The 25,884-nt window shown below is 46.1% G+C and carries 19 protein-coding genes, 1 tRNA gene and 1 other RNA gene; 16 read left to right on the forward strand and 5 right to left on the reverse strand.

The genetic code is table 11. The features are described 5' to 3' along the window. Window position 1: 1 nt before the first annotated feature. From rpoD to rnpB, 6 genes are all read left to right on the forward strand, one after another. Window positions 2-1,129: an RNA polymerase sigma factor RpoD gene (rpoD, locus tag WMO28_RS05595; protein WP_148447579.1), complete on the forward strand. Its 1,128-nt coding sequence runs from the start codon at window positions 2-4 to the stop codon at window positions 1,127-1,129. Next, on the forward strand, window positions 1,122-1,847 hold the full coding sequence (locus WMO28_RS05600) for a tRNA (adenine(22)-N(1))-methyltransferase (protein WP_349056316.1): 726 nt from the start codon (window positions 1,122-1,124) through the stop codon (window positions 1,845-1,847). The genes rpoD and WMO28_RS05600 overlap by 8 nt, the downstream gene beginning before the upstream one ends. Next, entirely contained in the window at window positions 1,834-2,616 is a 783-nt protein-coding gene (locus tag WMO28_RS05605) for a Nif3-like dinuclear metal center hexameric protein (protein ID WP_178645438.1), read from the forward strand. Before WMO28_RS05600 ends, WMO28_RS05605 begins: the two co-directional genes overlap by 14 nt. Window positions 2,617-2,658: 42 nt before the next feature. Next, window positions 2,659-4,326 carry a nucleoside kinase gene (locus WMO28_RS05610; RefSeq protein WP_349056317.1) on the forward strand — a complete coding sequence of 556 codons (1,668 nt, stop codon included), beginning with the start codon at window positions 2,659-2,661 and terminating at the stop codon, window positions 4,324-4,326. 31 nt (window positions 4,327-4,357) lie between these two features. After that, complete coding sequence (gene selD, locus WMO28_RS05615) at window positions 4,358-5,392, forward strand: selenide, water dikinase SelD (RefSeq protein WP_349056318.1); 1,035 nt, start codon at window positions 4,358-4,360, stop codon at window positions 5,390-5,392. Window positions 5,393-5,584: 192 nt separating this feature from the next. Beyond that, an RNA gene (gene rnpB, locus WMO28_RS05620) (RNase P RNA component class A) lies at window positions 5,585-5,936 on the forward strand. Window positions 5,937-6,179: 243 nt separating this feature from the next. On the opposite strand, the gene WMO28_RS05625 is transcribed toward rnpB, so the two are convergent. From WMO28_RS05625 to WMO28_RS05635, 3 genes are all read right to left on the reverse strand, one after another. Then, window positions 6,180-6,617: an aspartate carbamoyltransferase regulatory subunit gene (locus WMO28_RS05625; protein ID WP_178645482.1), complete on the reverse strand. Its 438-nt coding sequence runs from the start codon at window positions 6,615-6,617 to the stop codon at window positions 6,180-6,182. Further along, window positions 6,611-7,534: an aspartate carbamoyltransferase gene (gene pyrB / locus WMO28_RS05630; protein WP_178645481.1), complete on the reverse strand. Its 924-nt coding sequence runs from the start codon at window positions 7,532-7,534 to the stop codon at window positions 6,611-6,613. Before pyrB ends, WMO28_RS05625 begins: the two co-directional genes overlap by 7 nt. Before the next feature lie 71 nt (window positions 7,535-7,605). Further along, on the reverse strand, window positions 7,606-8,007 hold the full coding sequence (locus WMO28_RS05635; protein WP_349056319.1) for a putative ABC transporter permease: 402 nt from the start codon (window positions 8,005-8,007) through the stop codon (window positions 7,606-7,608). 154 nt (window positions 8,008-8,161) lie between these two features. Here WMO28_RS05635 and WMO28_RS05640 point away from each other — a divergent pair, with 154 nt between their 5' ends. The 6 genes from WMO28_RS05640 to WMO28_RS05665 all read left to right on the forward strand — a co-directional run bounded on the left by WMO28_RS05640 (window position 8,162) and on the right by WMO28_RS05665 (window position 16,282). Further along, on the forward strand, window positions 8,162-9,463 hold the full coding sequence (locus tag WMO28_RS05640; protein ID WP_349056320.1) for a bifunctional folylpolyglutamate synthase/dihydrofolate synthase: 1,302 nt from the start codon (window positions 8,162-8,164) through the stop codon (window positions 9,461-9,463). Next, on the forward strand, window positions 9,456-10,586 hold the full coding sequence (gene pheA / locus WMO28_RS05645) for a prephenate dehydratase (RefSeq protein WP_349056321.1): 1,131 nt from the start codon (window positions 9,456-9,458) through the stop codon (window positions 10,584-10,586). Before WMO28_RS05640 ends, pheA begins: the two co-directional genes overlap by 8 nt. Window positions 10,587-10,612: 26 nt before the next feature. Next, window positions 10,613-11,929: an ATP-binding protein gene (locus tag WMO28_RS05650; protein ID WP_349056402.1), complete on the forward strand. Its 1,317-nt coding sequence runs from the start codon at window positions 10,613-10,615 to the stop codon at window positions 11,927-11,929. Window positions 11,930-11,963: 34 nt separating this feature from the next. Continuing rightward, window positions 11,964-13,499 (forward strand): Ppx/GppA phosphatase family protein, encoded by a 1,536-nt coding sequence (locus WMO28_RS05655; protein WP_349056322.1) that lies wholly within the window; start codon window positions 11,964-11,966, stop codon window positions 13,497-13,499. A 17-nt stretch (window positions 13,500-13,516) separates the two neighbouring features. Then, window positions 13,517-15,670 carry an RNA degradosome polyphosphate kinase gene (locus WMO28_RS05660; RefSeq protein WP_178645476.1) on the forward strand — a complete coding sequence of 718 codons (2,154 nt, stop codon included), beginning with the start codon at window positions 13,517-13,519 and terminating at the stop codon, window positions 15,668-15,670. A 78-nt stretch (window positions 15,671-15,748) separates the two neighbouring features. After that, window positions 15,749-16,282 (forward strand): hypothetical protein, encoded by a 534-nt coding sequence (locus WMO28_RS05665; protein WP_349056323.1) that lies wholly within the window; start codon window positions 15,749-15,751, stop codon window positions 16,280-16,282. Window positions 16,283-16,457: 175 nt separating this feature from the next. Here the strand turns inward: WMO28_RS05665 and WMO28_RS05670 are convergent, their stop codons facing one another. Further along, window positions 16,458-17,216 carry a ComEC/Rec2 family competence protein gene (locus WMO28_RS05670; protein WP_349056324.1) on the reverse strand — a complete coding sequence of 253 codons (759 nt, stop codon included), beginning with the start codon at window positions 17,214-17,216 and terminating at the stop codon, window positions 16,458-16,460. Between the two features lie 307 nt (window positions 17,217-17,523). Continuing rightward, window positions 17,524-17,595 (reverse strand) — tRNA-Glu (locus WMO28_RS05675). Between the two features lie 225 nt (window positions 17,596-17,820). Between WMO28_RS05675 and WMO28_RS05680 the strand changes: the two genes are divergently transcribed. The 4 genes from WMO28_RS05680 to WMO28_RS05695 all read left to right on the forward strand — a co-directional run bounded on the left by WMO28_RS05680 (window position 17,821) and on the right by WMO28_RS05695 (window position 25,863). Further along, window positions 17,821-19,503, forward strand: a complete 1,683-nt coding sequence (locus tag WMO28_RS05680; RefSeq protein WP_178643167.1) for a diguanylate cyclase domain-containing protein — start codon at window positions 17,821-17,823, stop codon at window positions 19,501-19,503. Further along, complete coding sequence (locus WMO28_RS05685; protein WP_349056326.1) at window positions 19,490-21,394, forward strand: EAL domain-containing protein; 1,905 nt, start codon at window positions 19,490-19,492, stop codon at window positions 21,392-21,394. The genes WMO28_RS05680 and WMO28_RS05685 overlap by 14 nt, the downstream gene beginning before the upstream one ends. A gap of 227 nt (window positions 21,395-21,621) precedes the next feature. Then, on the forward strand, window positions 21,622-23,547 hold the full coding sequence (locus tag WMO28_RS05690) for a DNA gyrase/topoisomerase IV subunit B (protein ID WP_349056328.1): 1,926 nt from the start codon (window positions 21,622-21,624) through the stop codon (window positions 23,545-23,547). Between the two features lie 69 nt (window positions 23,548-23,616). Continuing rightward, entirely contained in the window at window positions 23,617-25,863 is a 2,247-nt protein-coding gene (locus WMO28_RS05695) for a DNA topoisomerase (ATP-hydrolyzing) (protein ID WP_178643157.1), read from the forward strand. The last annotated feature ends 21 nt before the right edge of the window (window positions 25,864-25,884 follow it).

The following is a 25,884-nucleotide window of genomic DNA, read 5'->3' on the forward strand; positions in this document are numbered from 1 at the left end:
TATGGAAATGAATATGGCAAAATTCAGCGAGAAACTTGTAGAGCTTCTTGAACTTGCAAAAAAGAAAAAGAATGTGCTGGAATATCAGGAGATCAGCGATTTCTTCAAGGATTCCCCACTGGAAGTAGACCAGATGGAGAAGGTTTTTGATTTCCTTGAGGCCAGCGGTGTGGATGTTCTCCGTATCACAGATAACAGTGGTGACGAACTCCTCCTTGATAATGATATGGATATGGATGGTATTGAGGATGAGGAAGAGGTAGAGCTTGACAAAATCGACCTTTCCGTACCGGAAGGTGTCAGCATCGAGGATCCGGTCCGTATGTACCTGAAAGAGATCGGTAAAGTCAGCCTGTTAAGTGCTGATGAGGAGATCGAACTTGCCAAAAGAATGGAAAAGGGCGATGAGGCTGCCAAGAAACGTCTGGCAGAGGCGAACCTTCGTCTTGTTGTCAGCATTGCGAAGCGTTATGTGGGACGTGGAATGCTGTTCCTTGACCTGATCCAGGAAGGTAACCTTGGACTTATCAAGGCTGTTGAGAAATTTGATTACCGAAAAGGTTATAAATTCAGTACCTATGCAACATGGTGGATCCGTCAGGCCATCACAAGAGCGATCGCTGACCAGGCACGTACCATTCGTATTCCGGTGCACATGGTTGAGACGATCAACAAGCTGATCCGTGTTTCCCGTCAGCTGCTTCAGGAGCTTGGACGTGAACCTACGCCGGAGGAGATCGCAGAGGAGATGGATATGCCGGTAGATCGTGTACGTGAGATCCTTAAGATTTCCCAGGAGCCGGTATCTCTGGAAACTCCGATCGGTGAGGAGGAAGACAGCCATCTTGGAGATTTCATTCAGGATGACAATGTACCGGTTCCTGCAGATGCAGCTGCCTTTACTCTTCTTAAGGAGCAGCTTGTGGAGGTTTTAAGCACACTGACAGACCGTGAGCAGAAGGTTCTCCGTCTTCGTTTCGGACTGGACGACGGACGTGCCAGAACTCTGGAAGAGGTTGGTAAGGAATTTAATGTTACAAGAGAGCGTATCCGTCAGATCGAGGCAAAAGCTCTGCGTAAGCTGCGTCATCCCAGCCGCAGCCGCAAGCTGAAGGATTACCTTGACTAAGAATTTATCCGTACAGCTTTCCAGGCGTCTTATGGCCATTGCCGGTATGGTAACAAACGGAAACCGGCTGGCAGACGTGGGATGTGACCATGGATATCTGTCGATCTACCTTGTCAGTGAGAAGAGAGTACCGACGGCGATCGCCATGGATGTACGTCCGGGACCGCTTTCAGGAGCAAAAGAGAACATTACCCGCTATGGTCTTGCGGATTACATAGAGACCCGTTTAAGCGATGGACTTGAGGGGCTTGAGCCGGGTGAAGGTGATACCTTGGTGATCGCAGGAATGGGCGGTCCTCTTATGGAACGGATATTAAATGATGGAGCGAAGGTCCGGGAGGGGTTTCAGGAACTGATCCTGCAGCCCCAGTCGGACCTTCCTCATTTCCGGTATTTTCTTTCGGAGATCGGCTGGGAGATCATCCAGGAAGAAATGATAAAGGAAGACGGAAAATTTTATCCCATGATGAAGGCTGTGCGAAACAAAACAGAAAAAAAATTAATTTATACAGAAGAAGAGGCATGGTTTGGTCCCCTTCTTCTGAAAGAACGCCATCCTGTTCTGAAAGAATATCTTCAGAGAGAGGCGTCTATCCGTGAAAAAATACTCAAAAATCTTTCAAAGGCACCATCTGTATCTGCGAAAGACCGTCTTGCAGAGGTAAAGGAGGAAATGGAGCTGATAAATACAGCTCTTAAACGATATGAAGGCATATGAACTGATCGAATGGCTGAATGAACATCATCCGCAGAAATTTGCGGAGGAATGGGATAATGTAGGGCTTCTGGTTGGCGATGACCAGAAAGAGGTCTCCCATGTATTTCTTGCACTGGATCTTACAGAGCCGGTGCTTGATGAAGCAGTGGCAGCAGGTGCGGATATGATCCTGACCCATCATCCTATGATCTTTTCCGGGATCAAGAAAATCAACAATCATACATTTACCGGAAGAAAGATCCTTCGTCTGATCCGGGAGGATATTCCGTATTTTGCCATGCACACCAATTATGATGTGATCGGAATGGCAGATTTAAGTGCGAATTATCTGAAACTTCAGGATACCAAGGTGCTCTCTGTTACGGATGAATCAGGAGAACAGCAGGAGGGATTTGGAAGAGTCGGAAAGCTCCCGCATCCCATGACACTTGCCGAGTTTGGAAAATATGTAAAAGCATGCAATGGTCTTGCAGATGTACGGGTCTATGGAGATCTGGATCGAAAAATCGAGACAGTGGCGATCTGTACAGGAAGCGGAAAGAGCATGATACGGGATGTGATGGCGGCAGGCGCCGATGTGTATGTGACCGGCGATATTGATTATCATACGGCAATCGATACCATGGCCGACGGACTTGCGATTGTAGACGCAGGACATTACGGAACGGAATATATTTTTGCGGAAGCAATGGAAAAAGAGCTTAAAAAAGCTTTTCCCAAGCTTAAGACAACCTGCGCGAGTGTGAAAAATCCATATACTGTTTTGTAAATATAGATCATATTAAAATATAAGCCTGTGGAGGTGATCGTTATGGAACAGACGATGATAAAAGTGACCATAAACGGAGAAACAAGGGAATATCCGAAGATGACTTCTTATTCTGAGATCGTTAAGGATTATGAGGGCACAACTGAGTATCCGGTCATTCTTGTGACCGAGAACGGAAAACTCCGTGAGCTGCACAAAAAAGTAAAACATGATTGTAAAGTGGAGTTTGTGACAACGAAGGACAGCGCGGGACGGAAGACCTATCGGCGAAGTGCTATTTTTATCCTTCTGAAAGCTATTTTTGATGTGGCAGGCAAAGAGAATGTAGATCATGTTGTGATCCATTATTCCCTGGGAAATGCGCTTTATTTTACCATGAAGGGAAGTGCCACACTGGATCAGGAGCTGCTTGATCGGGTAAGGGGGCGGATGCATGAACTTGTGGAGCAGAAGCTTCCAATTTATAAGAAAAGTGTCAGTACAGATGAAGCCATTTTCATGTTCCACAGGCATCATATGTATGATAAAGAAAAACTGTTCCGTTATCGCCGGGTTTCCAGAGTGAATATTTACAGCCTGGAGAATTTCGAGGATTATTTTTACGGTTTTATGGCACCGGATACCGGATATGTGCAGTATTTTGACCTGCAGCTTTATGATGAGGGCTTTGTGCTGATCCTGCCCCAACAGAATACACCGGATAAACTGGAGCCTTTTGAACCACAGGACAAGATTTTCCGTGTGCAGAAGGAATCGGAGGAATGGGGAGATAAGCTGGAGGTTGCCACAGTCGGAGATCTCAATGACCGGATCACCAGAGAGGGTGTCCAGAGTCTGATGCTGATTCAGGAGGCTCTTCACGAGGCGAAGATCTCATCCATTGCGGAGGAAATCCAGCGACGTGGAAATGTGAAATTTGTGATGATCGCAGGTCCGTCCTCCTCGGGAAAAACAAGCTTTTCCCATCGATTATCAATTCAGCTTTCTGCCCATGGATTAAAGCCTCATCCGATTGCAGTGGATAATTACTTTGTAGACCGTGAGCATACCCCGCTGGATGAATTCGGGGAAAAGAATTATGAGTGTCTGGAAGCAATCGACACGAAGCAGTTTAACGAAGATATGTTAAACCTTCTTGCCGGAAAAGAGGTTGATCTGCCTACCTTTAATTTTAAGACAGGATGCAGAGAGTACCGGGGAGATAAATTACAGCTGGGGAAAGAAGATATCCTGGTGATCGAGGGTATTCACGGGCTGAATGACAAGCTGAGCTATGCGCTTCCGAAGGAAAGCAAATTTAAGATCTATATCAGTGCCCTGACGCAGCTGAATATTGATGAGCATAACAGGATCCCGACGACAGATGGAAGACTGATCCGGAGAATTGTCCGCGATGCACGTACACGTGGAACTTCTGCAAAGGATACGATCGCAAGATGGCCTTCTGTGCGAAGAGGGGAAGAGCAGAATATCTTCCCGTTCCAGGAACAGGCAGATGTGATGTTTAATTCTGCACTTGTGTATGAGCTTGCCTGCCTGAAGGTTTATGCGGAGCCGTTATTGTTTGGAATCGATAAAAGTGAGCCGGAGTATCAGGAAGCGAAAAGACTTCTGAAATTTCTGGATTATTTTGTTCCGGTGCCCTGTGAGGGCATTCCGTTTAATTCTCTTCTCAGGGAGTTTGTGGGCGGAAGCTGCTTTAATGTATAAGTGAAAAACAGATAAAAAAGGATGAAGATTTATGAAAGAAAAGGTACAGTTAACAAAGCTTGCGCCTAATTGCGGGTGTGCGGCGAAGGTAGGACCTGGTACACTGGCTGGAGTTCTTGGAAATCTGCCAAAGTTTCATGATCCGGATCTTCTGGTTGGCACGGATACTTCCGATGATGCGGCGGTTTACCGGGTTTCGGATGATCTGGCTCTGATCCAGACACTGGATTTTTTTACACCTGTGGCGGATGATCCTTATGATTTCGGTCAGATCGCGGCTGCCAATGCTTTGAGTGATGTGTATGCCATGGGTGGCACACCGAAGACTGCTTTGAATATCGTGGCTTTTCCGAAGAATATGGACGTGGAGATCCTGGGGGAGATCCTGCGTGGTGGCGCGGATAAGGTTATGGAGGCTGGTGCTGTCCTTGCGGGCGGACATACGATCCAGGATGATACGCCGAAGTATGGGCTTAGTGTGACGGGTTTTGTTGATCCGAAGAGGTTCTGGAAGAATTTCGGGGCGCAGGCGGGGGATAAGCTGATCCTGACGAAGCCCCTTGGCGCGGGTATCGTGAATACGGCGATTAAAGCGGATCTGGCGTCGGATGTGACACGGGATGCGGTGCTTGCTTCTATGAAGCGGCTGAACCGGGATGCCTGTGAGGTGTTTCAGAAATTTGAGATTCATGCCTGCACGGATGTGACGGGATTTGGGCTTGGTGGTCATGCGACGGAGATGGCTGTGGCCAGTGACAAAACGATTGTGATCGATACGGAGTGTCTGCCGGTGCTTCCGGGAGTGGAGGAGTATGCTTCTATGGGACTGATCCCGGGCGGAGCTTATCGGAATCGGGAGTTTGCCGGGAAGTATGGTGTGAAGAGTGATGCGGTTCTCTGGAGGGAGGATCTGGTGTTTGATCCGCAGACTTCGGGGGGATTGCTGGCTGCTGTTCGTGAGGAGGATGTGAAGGAGATCATGAAACAGCTGGAAGCAGCCGGGCTTGAGGCTGGTGTGATCGGTGAGGTTGTTGGAAAGCAGGAATGGACGCTGAGGTTGCGGTGATGTGATGGGGTGGACGAACGGACACCCGGGAGTACGGAAGCGGACGCGTGGCGCACTGTCCACACGGAAAGTGTGCCCTTTGGGAGAACCCATTTCGGGAGAAATCTACCTATTTGGAAGTAGCCCGCATGCCAATGCGAAAAAAATTCCAACTTTACAAGTTTGTGCACCTGTGCTAAAATATCAGGTGCGCAGCCAGTCCAGGTGATCGCGGCTGAACAGACGAAAGGGTTCAGACGAGGAAAGTCCGGGCTTCACAGGGCAGGATGCCGGATAACGTCCGGTGGAGGTAACTCCCAGACCAGTGCAACAGAAATAAACCGCCTCGCATCTGCGGGGTAAGGGTGGAAAGGCAGTGTAAGAGACTACCGCCGCTGTGGTAACAGAGCGGGCACATGTAAACTCCATTCGAAGCAAGACCGAGTAGAAAGCGATACGGCGGCCCGTCGTGCTTTCAGGTAGGTCGCTGGAGCCTTCTGGCAACGGAAGGCCTAGATAGATGATCACTCAACGACATAACCCGGCTTATCGGTCTGACTGCGTATAAATAGAAAATATAATTGAAGATTAAGAAGAAACAGCTGTTGAATGAGGGAAGAATTTGTATCCTGCAGATTAATGGCTGTTTTTTGTTTTAGAGGAAATTATCCGAAATGTTCTGATGAAATAAAAATATCAATCAGATAGTGTCTGCTTAAAGAAAATTGAAAAATACGCCCGGATTCAGACAGGTTTAATATCTGTATGAATTCGGGCGTATTGGCATGCTATATGTTAATATAAGTATTTATTTATTACGTTTGCCACTGTATTTTTCCTCACAGTATTTGCAGCGGTAAACTTCTTTCTCCTCATCTGCAAGAACAAAGATCTGATCCAGACCCTGCTCAACGGATGTAATGCAACGAGGATTTTTGCAGCGGATCACATTAACTACCTGTTTCGGCAGTTTCAGTTCTTTCTTTGCAACGATCTTTTCATCTTTGATGATGTTTACAGTGATGTTGTGATCGATAAAGCCGAGGATATCCAGGTCCAGGTCCTCGATCGGGCATTCTACCTTAATGATATCTTTTTTGCCCATTTTCTGGCTGCGGGCGTTTTTGATGATGGCTACTGTGCAGTCCAGTTTGTCAAGTTTCAGATCATGATAGATGGTCATGGCCTTTCCGGCTTTGATGTGATCCAGGACATAGCCTTCGCGAAGAGCACCTACGTTTAACATGGCAGTTCCACCTCCAGTAATGTAAGAATCAGGGCCATACGGACATAAACGCCATACTGGACCTGTTTGAAGTAAGCGGCACGTGGATCGGAGTCCACCTCAACAGAGATCTCATTGACACGCGGAAGTGGGTGAAGAATGTACATATCCTTTGGTGCGAGCTCCAGCTTCTGTTTGTCCAGAATATAGAAGTCTTTCATACGGACGTAATCTTCTTCGTTGAAGAAGCGTTCCTTCTGAACACGGGTCATGTACAGGATATCAAGATTCGGAAGTGCATCCTCAAGGCGTTCTTCCTCAACAAACTCGATGTTGTTGCGTTTCAGTACATCCTCACGGATATAGCTTGGAATACGAAGCTCTTCCGGGGAGATTAGAACAAATTTTACGTTCTCATAACGTACCAGTGCCTCAATCAGAGAATGGACAGTACGACCGAATTTCAGGTCGCCGCAGAGACCAATTGTGATATTGTCAAGTCTGCCTTTGAGGGAACGGATAGTTAAAAGATCGGTTAATGTCTGAGTGGGATGCTGGTGGCCACCGTCACCGGCATTGATCACCGGAATATTGGATGCCATAGAAGCTACGAGCGGAGCACCTTCTTTCGGGTGACGCATAGCACAGATATCTGCATAGCAGGAAACAACGCGAATGGTATCGGCAACACTCTCGCCCTTGGATGCGGAGCTGGAATCAGCGGAAGAAAAACCAAGAACCTTTCCTCCAAGATTCATCATGGCTGCCTCAAAACTTAAACGTGTACGTGTACTTGGTTCGTAAAACAGTGTCGCAAGTCTTTTATCATCACAGGTATGCGCGTACTTTTTGGGATTTTTCCCGATGTCGTCGGCGAGATTCAGAAGTTTATCAAGCTCTTCAACCGAGAAATCCAACGGACTCATTAAATGTCTCATGTTGTACCTCCAATTATTTACTGGAAATTTAGATTTCCTTCCTGTTATCATATAATATAACGTGGAGTTTTTCAAGATGATTTCTGAGTATTTTGTCGAAGAAGCCACTCGAAGAAAAGACCGGTAAGGAACCACAGGGGAGCATAGTCCAGCCGGATCACTCCTTTATACTGAAATGGTACATGTGAATAATCCCAGGGACAAATATGAAGCTTCCGGAAAAAAGAGCCGCTTAAAAATTCAACGAGAAAAATTCCACAGGTATAAAAAATCCCACGTATCATTACCGGGAAATGAGAAAATTTATCGTAAGCAGGACGGATCAGGGCAGCAAGTCCGTACACGGGAAACATCAGAAGAGAGGTTTTTCCCATCATAGTGAACTGTCCGGTGAGAAGAGAGTGCATTCCGGTCCAGAAGATCTCCAGGCACCAGCCTGTGAAACCGCATAGAATAAAGTCGTTCTTTGGCATTTCGGGGCTCCTTTTTGCTGATCTGTAAAACTGAAAAAAATTACATGAATTTAACGTGGAAAAGCGTCTCTAATAGTGTTCCCTGCCTTGAAAAAAATATGTACGTGGGTTATAATGAACGATAATCAACATGTGCGGAAGGAGACAACAGACGATGAATTATAAAGAAAGTCGTGCCTATATCAGAGACGCAGAAAAGAAAAAAGGCATAGTCCTGGGACTTGATAATATGCGGGAGCTGATGAGGCGGCTTGGTGATCCGCAGGATGAGCTGAAATACGTTCATGTTGCAGGAACGAATGGTAAGGGGTCTGTGATCGCATATCTGTATTCCGCTTTATCTGGTACGGGCTACCGTGTGGGAAGATATATTTCCCCGGCTGTCTATTCCTACAGAGAGAGGATGGAAGTAAACGGAGAGCCTGTCAGCAGGGAGAAATTTGCAGCATATGTGACGAGGATCGCGGAGGTAATCGATGAGATCGTGGAAGAAGGGAAACCGCATCCGTCAGTATTTGAGATCGAGACAGCAGCCGCATTTCTCTATTTTAAGGAAGAGAAATGCGATCTTGTATTAATGGAGGTTGGTATGGGCGGCGATCTGGATGCTACCAATATCATCCGTACCACAGTTCTTTCTATTCTGGTATCCATCAGTATGGATCATACGGCATTTCTTGGAAATACCCTTGGCGAGATAGCAGAAAAAAAATCCGGCATCATCAAACCGGACAGTCATATGGTAACAGTGAAACAGCAGCCGGAAGTAGAGGCAGTGATCCGTCGGACATGCCAGGAACGGAATGTACCATATGAGGTGGCAGACCGGGATGAAGCAGAGGTGCTTCGGGCATCCATGACAGGTCAGACTTTTCTTTATAAGGGAGAAGAATATTCGATTGCCCTGGCAGGCGCTTACCAGAAGGAGAATGCGGTTGTTGCTCTTCGGGCACTGGAGCTTCTGAATGATCTGGGCTATCCCACAACAGTAGTGCAGAGGCAGAATGGGCTTAAGAATACAGCCTGGCCGGGACGTTTTGCCCTGCTTGGAACGAAACCGGATTTTGTGGTTGACGGAGCGCATAACCCGGCTGCGGCAGATATGCTTGCGGCATCCATTGAGCGGTATTTTAAGGGCAGAAGGATCATCTACATCATGGGTATGTTCCGTGATAAGGATTACCGCAGCGTGATCCAGAAGACGGAAAAATATGCAGATACGATCCTGACCATTGCAGCACCGGATAATCCGAGGGCACTGTCTCCGGAAGAGCTGGCGGCTGCAGTGAGAGAGTTTCATACAGATGTCAGACCTTTTGATGACATTGAAGCGGCAGTGGCAGAGGCATACCGGCTGGCCGGAAGTGAGGATGTGATCATTGCTTTCGGATCTCTCGCATTTTTGGGAGATCTTACAGAGATTATCAAGAAACATAACGGAGGAAATCATGACTGATCTGGAAAAATACAGAGGTGAGATCGACGAGATTGACAGCGAGATCGTGCGTCTTTTTGAAAAACGAATGAAGGTGAGTGAAGAAGTCGCTGAATATAAGATAAAAACAGGTAAGAAGGTACTGGATCCCAAACGCGAGAGTGATAAGATTCATACTCTTAAAGATAAGGCACATGGAGAGTTTAACAGTCTCGGTGTGCAGGAGCTTTTTCGCCAGATCATGGCGATCAGCCGTAAGAGGCAGTACCAGCTTCTGACAGAGCATGGCATCTATGGAGAGCGCAATTTCACAACTGTGAAGCATGTTCCTCTTGAGAATGCAACGGTTGTTTTCCAGGGCGTAGAGGGTGCGTACAGCTATGCGGCCATGCGCCAGTACTTTGGCAAAAACATCGAGAGCTACCATGTGAAGACCTGGCGGAAGGCTATGGAGGATGTGACCAACGGAAAAGCCGATTACGCAGTACTTCCTATTGAGAATTCCACCGCAGGTATTGTGGCTGATATCTACGATCTTCTCATGGAATATAAGCTGTATATCGTAGGCGAGCAGATCATCCGTGTAGATCATGTACTTCTGGGGCTGCCGGATGCGGAGCTTGAAGATATTAAACAGGTCTGCTCCCATCCACAGGGACTTGCCCAGTGCAAGGCATTTCTGGAGGAGCATCCATCCTGGAAAAAGAAAGAAGTGGAGAACACGGCAGGAGCGGCCAAGCTGGTCAGTGAGACCGGGGATAAGAGCGTGGCAGCCATTGCCAGCCGTGAGGCAGGTGAGGTATTCGGTCTTAAGGTTCTTGCAGAGAATATCTGCAGGGAAAAAGCAAACTCCACACGTTTTATCATTGTAAGCCGTAAGCCGGAATATGAGGAAAAAGCCGGAAAGATCAGCATCTGTTTCGAGCTGCCTCATGAAACAGGAACTCTTTACAATATGCTTTCCCACATCATCTACAACGGGCTGAACATGACAAAGATCGAGTCCCGTCCGATTCCGGGAAAATCCTGGGAATACCGGTTCTTCGTGGATTTCACAGGAAGACTGGGAGAGAGCGCAGTGGAAAATGCGTTAAGAGGAATTGAAGCGGAGGCGAATGTTCTCCGTGTTCTTGGAAATTATTAAGCTACAGAGGAGAATAGATTATTATGTTGGCAAGAATTCAGGAATGTATCCTTTACCGTGATTTTGCGGACGGTGAGATACTGAAAAATATGGCAGAGCTTATGAATCTTTATGAGTCGGATGAGGAAGCTCTCAAGGCAAAAGAAGATCAGTTTTTTAAATGTGTGAATGGGCTGGTGGAGCTGGCAGGAATGTATGGATTTTCCGGAAATATCTGGCATACATATCTTACTTTCCTTCTGGTAAATCATGAGAACGCGTTCAGCATGGCAAGCGAGATCCGCGGAGCCATTGAAGGCAGCATTAACGAGCTGGCAAAAAATGATTTCCAGATCTTCAAAGAGCTGTATGATTTTGATATCACAGTTTTTGACAAGGTGTTCGGAACTGTATGCTGCAAGGTGATCTGTGATTACCAGACACCGGATGAGAACAGTAAGCTTTTTAATACAAGAATCCGTGACCGTATCTGCCAGATGAGCAAGACCCTGGCAGCAGCAGCGACCACAGAGGAATTTATGGATGATATGGTAGCTTTCTACAAGGATTTTGGTGTAGGCAAGCTTGGCCTTCACAAAGCGTTCCGTATCGGCCATGATGGAAACGGCAAGGTAGAGATCCAGCCGATCACAAGGATCGCCCATGTGAACATTGAAGATCTGGTAGGTTATGAGATCGCCAAGAAAAAACTCATCGATAACACAGAGGCTTTTGTCCAGGGAAGAAAAGCGAACAACTGTCTTCTTTTCGGTGATGCGGGAACCGGTAAATCTTCCAGTATCAAGGGTATCCTGAACCGCTATTATGATCAGGGACTTCGTATCATTGAGGCCTACAAGCATCAGTTCCAGGATCTCAATGAGGTGATTGCCCAGATCAAAAACCGTAACTATCGTTTTATCATTTATATGGATGATCTTTCCTTTGAGGAATTTGAGATCGAATATAAATATCTGAAAGCAGTGATCGAGGGAGGTCTGGAGAAAAAACCGGACAATGTCCTGATCTATGCAACAAGTAACCGCCGTAATCTTGTACGTGAGCGCGCTGCGGATAAGCTGGAGATCGCAGATGATGACGATCTGCATTCCTCCGATACCGTACAGGAGAAGCTTTCTCTTGTATATCGTTTCGGTGTCCGCATTTACTTTGGAAAACCGGACAAGAAACAGTTCCAGGAGATTGTCCGTACGCTGGCAGCACGTTATGGTGTCACCATGCCGGAGGACGAGCTTCTTCTGAAAGCCAACCAGTGGGAACTTTCTCATGGAGGCCTGACCGGACGTACAGCTCAGCAGTTTATTGATTACATTGTGGGAACAGAGGAAGAAAAAAAGAAATAGTCCACCCGTGTATTGGGGGAAAGGATGATGAACTATGGCTGTGACAACCTTTGCGGCAATTGATATAGGCTCCTATGAAGTCAGCATGAAGATCTTTGAGATGTCAAAACGGATCGGCTTCAGGGAGATCAACGACGTCCGTTACCAGCTTCAGCTGGGAAGGGGAACCTATGCGGCAGGACGTCTTGAGATGGAAACTGTGAACGAGCTCTGCGAGATTCTGAATGATTTTAAACGCATGATGGCGGACTTTGGGGTGGAAAGCTGGCGTGCGTGTGCAACGAGTTCTCTTCGTGAGCTTGAGAATCCGACGATCATTCTGGAGCAGATCTACCAGAGAACAGGGATCCGCGTAGAGATCTTAAGCAATGCGGAACAGCATTTTCTGGGTTACAAGTCCATTGCGGCGATTGAATCGGGCTTCAAAAAAGCGATCCAGAAAGGAACAGCAATCCTGGATATTGGAGGCGGTAACCTGCAGGTATCGCTTTTTGACAAGGATGCTTTGGTGCTGACACAGAGCCTTCGTATGGGAAGCGTGCGTATCCGTGAACGTCTGAAAGAACTGGAGAAAACAACTCCACATTATGACGGCCTGGTGGAAGAATTTATCCGTAATGATCTGATGAGCTTTCAGAGACTGTATCTGAAAGAAAAAGAAGTGTCCAATCTGATCCTGATGGGAGACTTTCTCACAGATACGATCTTCCGGAAAAAACCGGGCGAAAATATGATAAGCAGGGCGGAATTTCTGGAAAAATACGAGGACATTATGAACCGGTCTGAATATGATCTGGCAGAGACTATGGGACTGGAGCCTGAATATGCTGCGCTGATCGTTCCCAATATGGTCATCATCCGCAATTTCATGGAAATCTTTAAGGCAGAGGCTTTGTGGATTCCGGGAGTATCCCTGCTGGATGGAATTGCATATGATTATGCAGAAAAAAACAAATACCTGAAAAGTATCCACAATTTTGAAAATGACATTCTTGTGGCTTCCAGAAACATTGCCAGACGTTATTCCAGCGGAAAGAATCATATCAACGGAACCACAGAGCTGGCATTGTCTATTTTTGACAGCACGAAGAAGATCCATGGCATGGGAAAAAGAGAGCGTTTGCTGCTTCAGATCGCAGTACTTCTTCATGACTGCGGAAAATATATCAGTATGGGTGATGTGGCGGAGTGTTCGTATCAGATCATCATGGCCACAGAGATCATCGGTCTTTCTACAGAAGAGCGTCAGGTAATCGCAAGTGCAGTGCGGTATAATACCAGGGAGTTCGGCTGTTATGAGGAGATCAACAGAGAGACCGGCATGAACAGGGAGAACTATCTGCTGACAGCCAAACTGGCTGCGATCCTCCGGCTTGCAAATGCCATGGACAGAAGTCATTATCAGAAGGTTAGTGGCTTAAGTGTAACGCTGAAAGACAGAACGCTTTCACTGGTGGTGGATTCTGCAAGAGATGTTTCCCTGGAGCTGGGGCTTTTGAAGGATAAGACAGCATTTTTTGAAGAGGTGTTTGGCATTCGGCTTGTGATGAAGCGGAAACGCAGAGGATAATGGAGGAGGTTTTTGGCATGAAATTAAAAGATTTTGAAAAACCGGAATACTTTGTAAACAGGGAACTGAGCTGGATCAAATTTGATGACAGGGTTTTAAGTGAGGCCAGGGACAAAAGCCTTCCGCTGTTTGAAAGACTGAAATTTTTAAGTATTACATCATCCAATCTGGATGAATTTTATATGGTTCGTGTGGCATCGCTGAAGGATCAGGTTCATGCAGGCTACAAGAAAACGGATATTGCCGGAATGACAGCCAAGGAGCAGCTGAAAGCGATCAGCCAGCAGACACACGATCTGGTTCATGTGCAGTACAGTACCTTAAACCGTTCTCTTGTTCCGGCACTTGAGAAAGCCGGACTTCATGTGATCTTTGAGCATGAGGCATTTTCCGAAAAACAGAAGGAATTTGTAGATCAGTATTTTGAGGATAATGTATATCCGGTACTGACACCGATGGCTATGGATTCATCCAGACCATTTCCGCTGATCCGTAATAAGACACTGAATATCGGAGCTCTTCTTTCCAGAAAGGATGCAAAAAAAGGCAAAGAAGAGATCGATTTTGCCACAGTACAGGTGCCTTCTGTGCTTCCGAGAGTGGTGATCATCCCTTCCGATAAAAAAGGTCAGACAACAGTAACGCTTCTGGAGCAGATCATTGAGCGAAATATCGATAAGCTGTTTTTAAGCTATGATGTGATCTGTGCACATCCGTACCGTATCATGCGTAATGCGGATCTTTCTATTGATGAGGATGAGGCGGAGGATCTTCTTGTGGAGATTCAGAAGCAGCTGAAAAAGCGTCAGTGGGGTGAGGTCATCCGCCTGGAAGTGGAAGATAAAATGGATCCGAGACTTCTGGATATTCTGAAAATGGAATTTCAGGTTCACGGAGATGACATCTTTTTTATCAATGGTCCCCTGGATCTGACCATGCTGATGAAGGTGTACGGTATTGATGGATATGATCAGTTCAAGGAGCCGAAATATAAGCCAGCTCCTGTACCTGCTTTTCAGAATGATAAAGATATCTTCCAGGTGATCCGTGAGGGTGATGTGTTCCTACATCATCCGTATATGAGCTTTGATCCGGTGGTAAATTTTGTGCGCCAGGCAGCAAAGGATCCCAATGTACTGGCAATCAAGCAGACGCTTTACCGTGTCAGCGGCAATTCACCAATTATCGCGGCACTGGCGCAGGCAGCAGAGAACGGTAAGCAGGTTTCTGTTCTTGTAGAGCTGAAGGCCCGTTTTGATGAGGAGAACAATATCGTCTGGGCGAAAATGCTTGAAAAAGCAGGCTGCCATGTTATTTATGGACTGGTCGGACTTAAGACACACAGTAAGATCACGCTTGTAGTACGCAGAGAAGAGAACGGAATCCGCAGATATGTTCATCTGGCAACAGGAAACTACAATGATTCCACTGCGAAACTGTATACAGACTGTGGTATTTTTACCTGTGATGAGCGGTTTGGCGAGGATGCGACGGCAGTCTTTAACATGCTTTCCGGATATTCAGAGCCGAAGCGATGGAACCGTCTGATCGTTGCACCGATCTGGATGAAGGACCGTTTTGTAAAAATGATCGAGAGAGAGGCGGAGCATGCGAAGAACGGAGAAGAGGCTCACATTGTGGCGAAGATGAACTCTCTATGTGATCCTGTGATCATGGCTGCCCTGTACTATGCTTCTTCCTGTGGCGTAAAGATCGATCTTCTGGTGCGAGGTATCTGCTGCCTGAAGGTAGGAATTCCGGGTGTAAGTGAAAACATCCATGTGCGTTCAATCGTTGGAAATTTCCTGGAGCACAGCCGGATCTTCTATTTCCGTAATGGCGGCGCGGATGAGATCTATATGGGAAGTGCGGACTGGATGCCACGAAATCTGGACCGCCGTGTGGAGATCGTTTTCCCTGTGGAGGATGAAGCAATCAAGGCGGAGATCATGCACGTGCTGGATCTGGAGTTCCGTGATAATGTAAAAGCGCATATCCTGAAACCGGACGGAACATATGAGAAGCAGGATAAACGCGGAAAAACACTGGTAAATTCTCAGATGGAATTCTGCCGTGAAGCTACTGAGCGTGCCAAAGCAGCCAAAAAAGAGAAAAAAGAAAAGAAAAGAGTCTTTATCCCGGCAGAACCAGTTGAGGATCTGGAACAATAAAACGGAACGAACTGGACTTGCCATCCTGCCCGTATTGTGCTAAGATTGGAGTATCATACGGGAAGGGAGGATAGGTTTATGACAGACAGAGAAATGCTGGAAATGCTGGTTCAGGGTCAGCAGCAGATATTTGTTCGGCTGGACGGGATTGATAACCGTCTGGACAGAGTGGAAGCGCGTCTGGATGGAGTGGAAGCCCGCCTAGACAGAGTGGAAGTGCGTTTGGATGGAGTGGAAACGCGTCTGGACAGAGTGGAAGCACGCCTAGACAAAGTGGAAGCGCGTTTAGATGGAGTTGATGCCCGTCTGGACAAAATGGATGCCCGTCTGGACAAAATGGATGAATGCTTTGACAGAGTTGATGCCCGTCTGGACAAAATGGATGAGCGCTTTGACAGAATGGATATCCGTCTGGATGGCATTGACAGAGAACTGGCAGCGATCAGGAACCGGCAGGATACACTGGAAGGCCGTCAGCGACTGCTTGAGAAGAAACTTGATCATTTGATCAATGTAGACATTAAGCATTTACAGGATACCATGGATACGATTGTGGCGCTTCTGCAAATGAATGGAACGATTCCGACAATGCCAGGATCTATCCTGATATAGGCCGGATTTTACAAAAGAAAAAAAGAATCATAAAGATACATAAAGAAAAGGACAGCCATATCATACACATACATGTATGATACAGCTGTCTTTAAATATTAATAGCATTTTTTGCAGGCATCATACCCGGCGGCTTCCGCCTGGGAACGAGTCATTTCTGTGGCATTATTCGGATTCATATTGCCACAATTTGGAATTCTGTGATATTTGCTTCCTGTAGCGGAGATCCAGACCATATCGCCCACATTTTCAGCTTCTGCCTGAGCAGAAGCCTGGGAATTGTTATCGGATGAGTCGATGGATCCGTAGGCAGAACTTCCGGAATCATCATAAACGGAAGAGGGCTGTGTACCGGTATCGGATTCATCTCCCGATGAGTAATCATTACTGGATTCTGATTCCACTCAATAGAATTTCCATCACTGACAGCAATAATAGTTCCCTGTTCATCAGTGCGGAATACCTGAATTCCCATATCGGAAAGCTTATCCATAGTATCCTTATGCGGATGCCCGTAGGAATTACCGGCTCTGCAGCTGATCACTGCATATTCCGGTACAGTCTGCTGAAGCAGATTCCAGGTGGTGGCGGTGGCGGAACCGTGGTGACCGGGAACGATTACATCGCAGGAAAGATCAATTCCCAGATTACAGATTGCTTCCTCGCCGGCAGATTCTGCATCTCCTGTAAAAAGAAAGTGATTGCTGCCGTTTTCCAGTCGGATGGCAACAGAATTATCGTTGTCATTGCTGCTGATAGACTGCGGAGAAAACACGGTGAATTTTCCGCTGCCAAAAGCGAAATCTGTTTCGGGCGCCGGATGCTGCACAGAAAGTCCCTGGGAAGCAACGCCGGCTTCAAAAGACTGATAGATCTTGGTATCCTGTACATAATCAGCACCGATCACATTTTTACGGAAAAGCTGTCCAGACATCCCACAAGCCCTGCTACATGATCCTCATCATAATGGGAGGAGATCACCTGTAACTGTCAGAAGAACAAGCAGCAGTGAGAGAAAAAATGACTGCAGTCTTCTGCGGAAAGAAATTTTGTGATTCATACGAAGTCACCCCTTATCTTAAGTATTTTCTGGGAAAAATTATAAAACAGAAGAGTAAAAAATGCAAAAAAATAATCAGAACACACATTCTGATTACACTTTTGATTACACCTGCATATTTTACATTTTTCAAGACAACAAAAAAGCAGTAGGAATATACTTTCCGACTGCTTTTACTTAGTAGCCAGTACGGGAATCGAACCCGTGTTTCCGCCGTGAGAGGGCGGCGTCTTAGCCCCTTGACCAACTGGCCATATTCATTTGTTTTTGTCGTTTGATTTCGTTTTTTGTTGCTTCCCTCAACCGACTTCGTTAGTATATAACACTTTCTTTCAAAATGCAAGTACTTTTTTAATTTTTTTGAAAAAATTTTTCACAGCAATATATCGACTTTTTTCAACAAACTTTTTGACTGGAAAATATATTAATGATATGATAGAAAGAAGTGAAAACCAAAAAATGTAAAAAGAGGAAGAGAATGGAACAGAAAAAAGAACAGGATCTGTGGAAAAAGCTGGAGATATTTTTATTTTTGGCAACTTTGATCGTTTTCGGGGCAATTTTTGCAGTGTTTCATATGGGAATTCCCAGGCAGAGCGAAGAACAGGCAGAACTTCTGTCTGATGGCTGGTATTACATGAAAGACGGAATCCGGCAGGAGATATCCCTTCCGGCGGAAATACCGGCAGAAAAGGGCGAGACATTGATTCTTTATAATGACAGTCTCGGGAAAGAAGCAGCCGGAAAGCTTCTGATAACGACAGGAGCACAATATGATCTTGCAATCCGGCTGAATGGCAGGCTTCTGTATGAATATAAGGAAGCCATGTTTGCAAGAAATGTACAGATGAAGTCCAAACTGGACTGTATTGCAACTCTTGGAAATGATACGGACGGAAAAACACTGACATTAAGTTATCACACCCCACAGCAGGGGAAATATATTATAAAACCAGTATATATAGGAAGTGGAAGAGCCACCGTTCTTTATCAGCTGAAAAAAGAGCTGATGCCTCTGGGAGCGGCAGTGATCATGATCGTATTGAGCGTGATCGCTCTTTTTGCGTCTTTTTATATGAAAAAGAGAAAAATGTCCGGCGGACGTTTCCAGGATGTAGCGTTGTTTCTTGTAATCTGCAGCATATGGCTGATTACTGATTCCTCCCTTGCACAGAGCTACAGCAACTGTCCGGAAGCCTTATGCCTGATTTCTTTTTATATGTTTATGCTTCTGGCAGTACCGATGATTCATTTTCAGCAGAAACTGGGAAATATGCGGAAATACAGAATCCTTAATGTAGGAATTTTTATGTTCTACTGTAATGCGCTTGTGCAGGGAATACTGGCATTTATGGGTATTGCGAAATTTAAGGACATGCTTTTTGTGACACATATCCTGCTTCTGGTATGGGTAGTGATCCTGGCAGCACTTCTGATCCGGGAATACCGGACACACAGGCGAAAAGAATTTCTGATCCTTTTGAGCGCATATATTATTGTTGGCGCAAGCGGTGTGCTGGCACTGGGTCTGTACTGGCTGTTTGAGATATCCTATTACGGAGTGATTTTTGAGATGGGAAGTCTGGCCTTTATGATCCTGATCCTGGCAGATGCAGTCATGGAAATGGCAGATAATATCCGTTACCGGATGGAAGCCCAGGCGTATGAAAGACTTGTGCAGAGAGACGGTATGACAGGACTGGAGACAAGAAACGGCTTTGAAAAAGCCCTGGAAGAAATATCCGCTGATGTGGAGAAATATAAAGATATTCTTCTGGTTTACATTGATATCGATCATCTTCGCCTGACTAACGAAGAATTCGGAAGAGGAAAAGGGGATGAGCTGGTGGTAGCTTCTGCCAGATGTATTGAGAATGTTTTCCGGGAAAAAGGCAGTTGTTACCGCATAGGAGGAGATGAATTTGCGGTGCTGGTATGTGATCCCGGACAGCCGGAAGAATTCTGGAAGGAAAAGCTGACAAAAGAAATAGCAGGAAATAGCAGAGGAACCCGTTTCCGTATTTCTCTGTCCTGGGGAAGCTGCAATCTTCGTAATCCGGATGGTACATGGAAAACCATCGGGGAATGGAAATACGAGGCAGATCAGAAGCTTTACGAGAACAAAAAGAAGAAGGAGGAGCAGGAGAATGGGGTATATTAACTATTTTCAGATTACAGCTCTTGTTCTGATAGCATTGATAGCGATTCATTATTTTTCCCATAAAAGACTGACAAATGCAGAAAACAGAGTCTTTGTGAGCTTTCTGGTTCTGGGAGGTACTTATATCTTTCTGGATATGATCTGCGGAACTGTTGCAGAAAAAGGATGCGGTACAAATATAAAAATGGCATCAGGGATATTTATACTGTACTATCTCAGCGTTGCATTGCTTCCATATGCATTTTTCTGCTATGTGCGTATCATCACGGGAATACAGAAGGAAAAATATAAATGGCTGAAAACAGCCTGGATCATTTTGCCGGCAGGAATGTCTCTGGCTGTGGTTTTGAATGTAAAGGGCAGGTGGCTGTTCTATTTTACCGAAGATGGGCAGCTGGTGCGAGGCAGTTACCATGACTTGTTGTATGTGTATATAGTTCTGCTTGGAGGAATCATTTCATATTTTACAGCACGCTATGGCAAGACGACGGAAATAGAGATCCGTCGTACGATCTGGAGATTTCTTGGTATAGAAGCTTGCTGTCTGGCAATTCAGGTATTTACCGGGCGAGTGCTGCTTACAGGCTTTGGCGTGGCCGCAGGATTATGGCTTATTTATCTTACACTGAATAATCCCGGAGATTATACGGACAGTATGACAGGGCTTTTTGACAAGCAGTATTTTGACAAATGGATCGAAGAAAAAATCTATCGGAAAGAAAGCTTTCATCTTCTGGCAGTTGATGCTTATAATATGAAACAGATCAACCGTATCTACGGCACAAGCGTGGGAGATCAGCTTCTGATACAAGTGGCAAAAGGATTTCAGGAAATCACAAATTCTGTGCAGGTGTTCCGTATTACAGGCAACTGTTTTGTGGCGGTGCTGGATTCTCTGTCCGGGTATGAAAAAGCCAGAGACGGAGTAGAAGAATTTCTGAAAAAAACATTTCTTATCGAAAAAGAAAGCGTATCTTTTCACGCGGCGATCTGCGGGATCATGAATGCAGAAAAGCTGGAAAAAGAAGATGCGATCCTGGCTTATATCGAATATATGGTTTCGCTGTCACAAAATGCAGAGGAAACCGTAGTGATACAGTCCGATAATAAGATTCTGGAAGGCTTCCGCTATGAACAGGAAGTAGAGCAGTTTCTTCGAAAAGCAGTAGAAGAGGATCTGTTTGAGGTTTATTACCAGCCAGTCTATTCCATTAAAAACAAAAGCTTTATCACGTTGGAGGCGCTGAGCCGTCTGAAGCATCCCACGCTGGGTATGATCCCGCCGGATGTTTTTATCGGAATCGCGGAGAAGCAGGGGCTGATCTCGGATGTGGGAAACCTTCAGCTTCGGAGAGTCTGCCGTTTTATCAAAGAGCATGAATATCTTATGGAGAAGATCTGGAATGTGAAATTCAATCTTTCTCCGTCAGAACTTATGAAAACGGGATACAGTCATGTGCTGATCGGGATCATACAGGAATATGGTCTGAATCCGGAATATTTCCAGTTTGAGATCACAGAGAGCGTGGCTACAGAATACAGCGAAAGTTTTTGTACGGCGATCGATGATTTTGCAAAAGTAGGAATACGTATGTGCCTGGATGATTTCGGATCCGGCTATGCCAATCTGAATGCAGTTCTGCGAATTCCGTTTTCTGCGGTAAAAATGGACCGGTCTCTTCTGGGCGGAATCAGCAGTGACAAACAGGCAGCATTATTCTATCACAGTATTGTCATGATCATGCAGCACATGGGATATAAGGTTATCGCAGAAGGTGCTGAAACGGAGAAAGAAGTAAAGCTCCTGGAAAAATGGGGCGTGGATATGATACAGGGATATTATTTCTCAAGGCCTTTAAATGAGAAGGACCTGCTGGAAAAAATTTCCTGAACAGTCGAATGAGTAAAAAGGCGGAGAATGTGCTTTCGATGAGAGACATATTTTCCGCCTTTTCTGTCGAATATGTACGGTTTTAACCGGGAGTTGGGCGACATAAACCGCTTGAAGTTTCCGGAGAGCTTTGGTAGAATAGATAAGCTATGGCTATTGAAAAAATTTATAATTTCTGATATAATGCAAACAAATGTTCGAGAAATAGAGAGAAAGGAATCACTGGAATGGCAAAAAAAGACACTTATGATGCGGGCAGTATCTCTGTCCTGGAAGGCCTTGAGGCCGTACGTAAACGCCCCGGTATGTATATCGGAAGCGTATCCAGAAAGGGACTGAACCATCTGATATATGAGATTGTGGATAATGCAGTGGACGAGCATCTTGCAGGATACTGCAGCCGGATCCACGTAGTTCTGGAGAAGGACGGTTCCTGTACAGTAGAAGATAACGGACGAGGAATCCCGGTTGACATGCATGCCAAGGGTGTATCCGCAGAAAGACTTGTTTTTACCACCCTGCATGCAGGAGGTAAATTTGACAATTCTGCATATAAAACAAGTGGCGGTCTTCACGGTGTGGGATCCTCCGTTGTAAATGCCCTGTCTACATATCTGGATATTAAGATCAGCCGTGACGGCTATGTACATCATGACCATTATGAGAGAGGAATCCCGACTATTGAACTGGAGGCAGGACTTCTTCCGAAGCTTGGGAAAGCGAAAGGAACCGGTACCTGCATTAATTTCCTTCCGGATCCGGAGATTTTTGAGAAGACACGTTTCGGGGCAGCAGATGTGAAGAGCCGTCTTCATGAGACTGCTTATCTGAATCCGGAGCTTACAATCCATTTTGAGGACAGAAGAGGCGAGGAGATTGAGGATATCGAGTATCACGAGCCGGAGGGGATCATAGGTTTTATCCGTGATCTGAACAAGAACGCACAGCCACTTCATGAGCCGGTTTACTTTAAAGGCGAGGCAGACGGAATTCAGGTGGAGGTGGCTTTTCAGTTTACCAATGAGTTCCGTGAGAATGTCCTCGGCTTCTGCAATAACATCTACAACGCAGAGGGCGGTACCCATCTGACCGGATTTAAGACTACCTTTACTACAGTTATGAACACCTATGCACGTGAGATCGGTGTTCTGAAGGATAAAGACCCGAATTTTACAGGAGCAGATATCCGAAACGGTATGACAGCCGTAGTATCTATCAAGCATCCAGCTCCCCGTTTTGAGGGACAGACCAAGACCAAGCTGGATAACCAGGACGCGTCACGTGTCACCGGTAAGGTGGTGGGAGAACAGCTTGTACTGTTCTTTGACCGAAATCTGGAAACACTGAAGACTGTACTTTCCTGTGCGGAAAAAGCGGCCAAGATCCGTAAGACAGAGGAGCGTGCCAAGACCAACCTTTTAACGAAGCAGAAGTATTCTTTTGATTCTAATGGCAAGCTTGCCAACTGTGAGAAGAAGGATCCGTCTCTCTGTGAGATCTTTATCGTAGAGGGAGATTCCGCCGGTGGTTCCGCCAAGACAGCCAGAAACCGTAATTACCAGGCAATCCTTCCAATCCGTGGTAAGATCCTGAACGTTGAGAAGGCTACCATTGACAAGGTTCTTGCCAATGCAGAGATCAAGACCATGATCAATGCTTTTGGCTGCGGCTTTTCCGAAGGTTACGGAAACGATTTTGACATCACCAAGCTTCGTTACGACAAGATCGTGATCATGGCCGATGCGGATGTGGATGGTGCACATATTTCCACACTGCTTCTGACACTGTTCTACCGTTTTATGCCGGAACTGATCTATGAGGGACATGTGTACATTGCCATGCCGCCACTTTATAAAGTAATGCCGAAGAAAGGCCAGGAAGAATATCTCTACGATGACAAGGCACTGGAGAAATACCGCAAGAGCCATAAACCGGGAAGCTTTACCCTCCAGAGATACAAAGGTCTTGGAGAGATGGACGCCGAGCAGCTCTGGGAGACCACACTGAATCCGGAGACCAGAATGATGAAACGTGTGGAGATCGAGGACGCACGTATGGCTTCTGATGTGACAGAGATCTTGATGGGAAGTGATGTTCCGCCACGTAAGGCCTTTATCTATGAGCATGCAACAGATGCAGAGCTGGATATTTGATAACTGGCCGGAATTGTTGCTGGTCACGAAGTGAACAGTAACACGGAATTAGATTGGGAGAATTGAACGATGAATACGAAACAGGATAATATCATCCGCACCGATTATGCGGAGATCATGCAGAAATCTTATATAGACTACGCCATGAGCGTTATCATTTCCAGAGCACTGCCGGATGTACGGGACGGACTGAAACCGGTACAGCGCCGTACCCTTTATGATATGTATGAGCTGGGCATCCGCTACGACCGCCCGTACCGTAAATGTGCCCGTATTGTAGGAGATACCATGGGTAAATATCATCCCCACGGTGATAGCTCCATTTATGATGCGCTTGTAGTCATGGCGCAGGAATTTAAAAAGGGTCGTACACTGGTGGACGGACATGGAAATTTTGGTTCTATTGAAGGCGACGGAGCTGCAGCCATGCGATACACAGAGGCCCGCCTGGAGAAGCTGACCCAGGAGGTTTTTCTGGAAGATCTTGATAAGAACGTTGTGGACTTTATGCCGAACTTTGATGAAACAGAGAAGGAGCCGGTAGTACTTCCGGTGCGTATTCCAAACCTTCTTGTAAACGGAGCAGACGGAATCGCCGTTGGTATGGCTACCAGCATCCCGCCGCATAACCTGGGCGAAGTGGTGGACGCAGTGAAGGCATACATGAAGAATAATGATATCAGCACAAAAGGGCTGATGCGTTATCTGAAAGGACCGGATTTCCCTACCGGTGGTATTGTGGTCAACAAGGACGACCTTGTGAAGATTTACGAAACAGGAACAGGCAAACTCCGTATCCGCGGCCGTGTGGAAGTGGAGAAGCTGAAAGGCGGCCGTCAGCAGCTGGTGATCACAGAGATCCCATACACTATGATTGGTGCCAATATCGGTAAATTTTTAAATGATGTGGCAACGCTTGTGGAGACCAAGAAGACTACGGATATCGTGGATATCTCCAACCAGTCTTCCAAGGAAGGAATCCGTATTGTTCTGGAACTGAAGCGTGATGCGGATGTGGAGAACCTTACCAATATGCTGTATAAGAAGACCAGACTGGAGGATACTTTCGGTGTGAACATGCTTGCGGTAGCAGACGGAAGACCGGAGACTCTGGGACTGAAACAGATCATTGCCCATCATGTGGATTTTGTTTTTGAAGTAAACTCCAGAAAATATAATACACTTCTTGCCAAGGAGCAGGAGAAGAGGGAGATTCAGGAAGGTCTGATCAAAGCCTGCGATGTGATCGACCTGATTATTGAAATCCTTCGTGGAAGCAAGAGCCGTGACCAGGTAAAGAAATGCCTTACAGAAGGCGTGACCGAAGGAATCCACTTTAAGACCAAGACCTCTGAAAAAGCTGCAAAAGCACTGAAATTTACAGAGAAACAGGCTACAGCGATCCTGGATATGCGTCTTTACAAGCTGATCGGACTGGAGATCGATGCGCTGATGAAAGAGCATGAGGAGACCATGAAGAATATTGCTCTTTATGAGGATATCCTGAACAACTATGATTCCATGGCAGCCGTGATCATGAAAGAACTGGATCAGATCAAGAAGGAATATGGCAGCAAGCGTAAGACTTCCATTGAGAATGCAGAGGAAGCGGTTTACGAGGAGAAGAAGATGGAAGAGACAGAAGTTGCCTTCCTGATGGATCGTTTCGGATACATGCGTCTCGTTGACAAGAATGCTTATGAACGGAATAAGGAAGCTGCCCATGCAGAGAGCCGTTATGTATTTACCTGTATGAACACAGATAAGATCTGTATTTTCACAGATACCGGCAAGCTTCATACGGTAAAAGCCGAGGATATTCCGCTGGTTCGTTTCCGTGACAAAGGTGTGCCTGCTGACAATCTGGGAAATTATGACAGTACTTCCGAACAGATCCTTTATGTGGCTCCGTTAAGCCAGGTAGCAGCTTCCACAGTGCTTTTTGTTACAGAGACCGGCATGTGCAAGCTGGTAAAGGGAGAAGAATTCCGTGCTTCCAAGCGTACCGTTGTTTCCACCAAGCTTGCGGAGGATGACCGCCTTGTATTTGTGGGCGCAGCAGATGAGATGGATCAGGTGGTATTCCAGTCCGAGAAGGGATACTTCCTCCGTATCATGAAAACCGAGATCTCTGTCACCAAGAAAAACGCCATAGGTGTCCGCGGTATGAAGCTTACCAGCGGAGACCGTATCCACCACGCATATCTCCTTGAGAGCCGCCAGGAATATGCCATTGAGTATCATGACAAGCCGTATGTACTGAATAAAGTTAAGCTGGCGAAGAGAGATACGAAGGGCGTGAAGCCGAGGGTATAAAAGACGCGAAGAAAGCATCCG

It is taken from the genome of Blautia aquisgranensis, assembly GCF_040096615.1.
Lineage (GTDB): Bacteria > Bacillota > Clostridia > Lachnospirales > Lachnospiraceae > Blautia_A > Blautia_A aquisgranensis.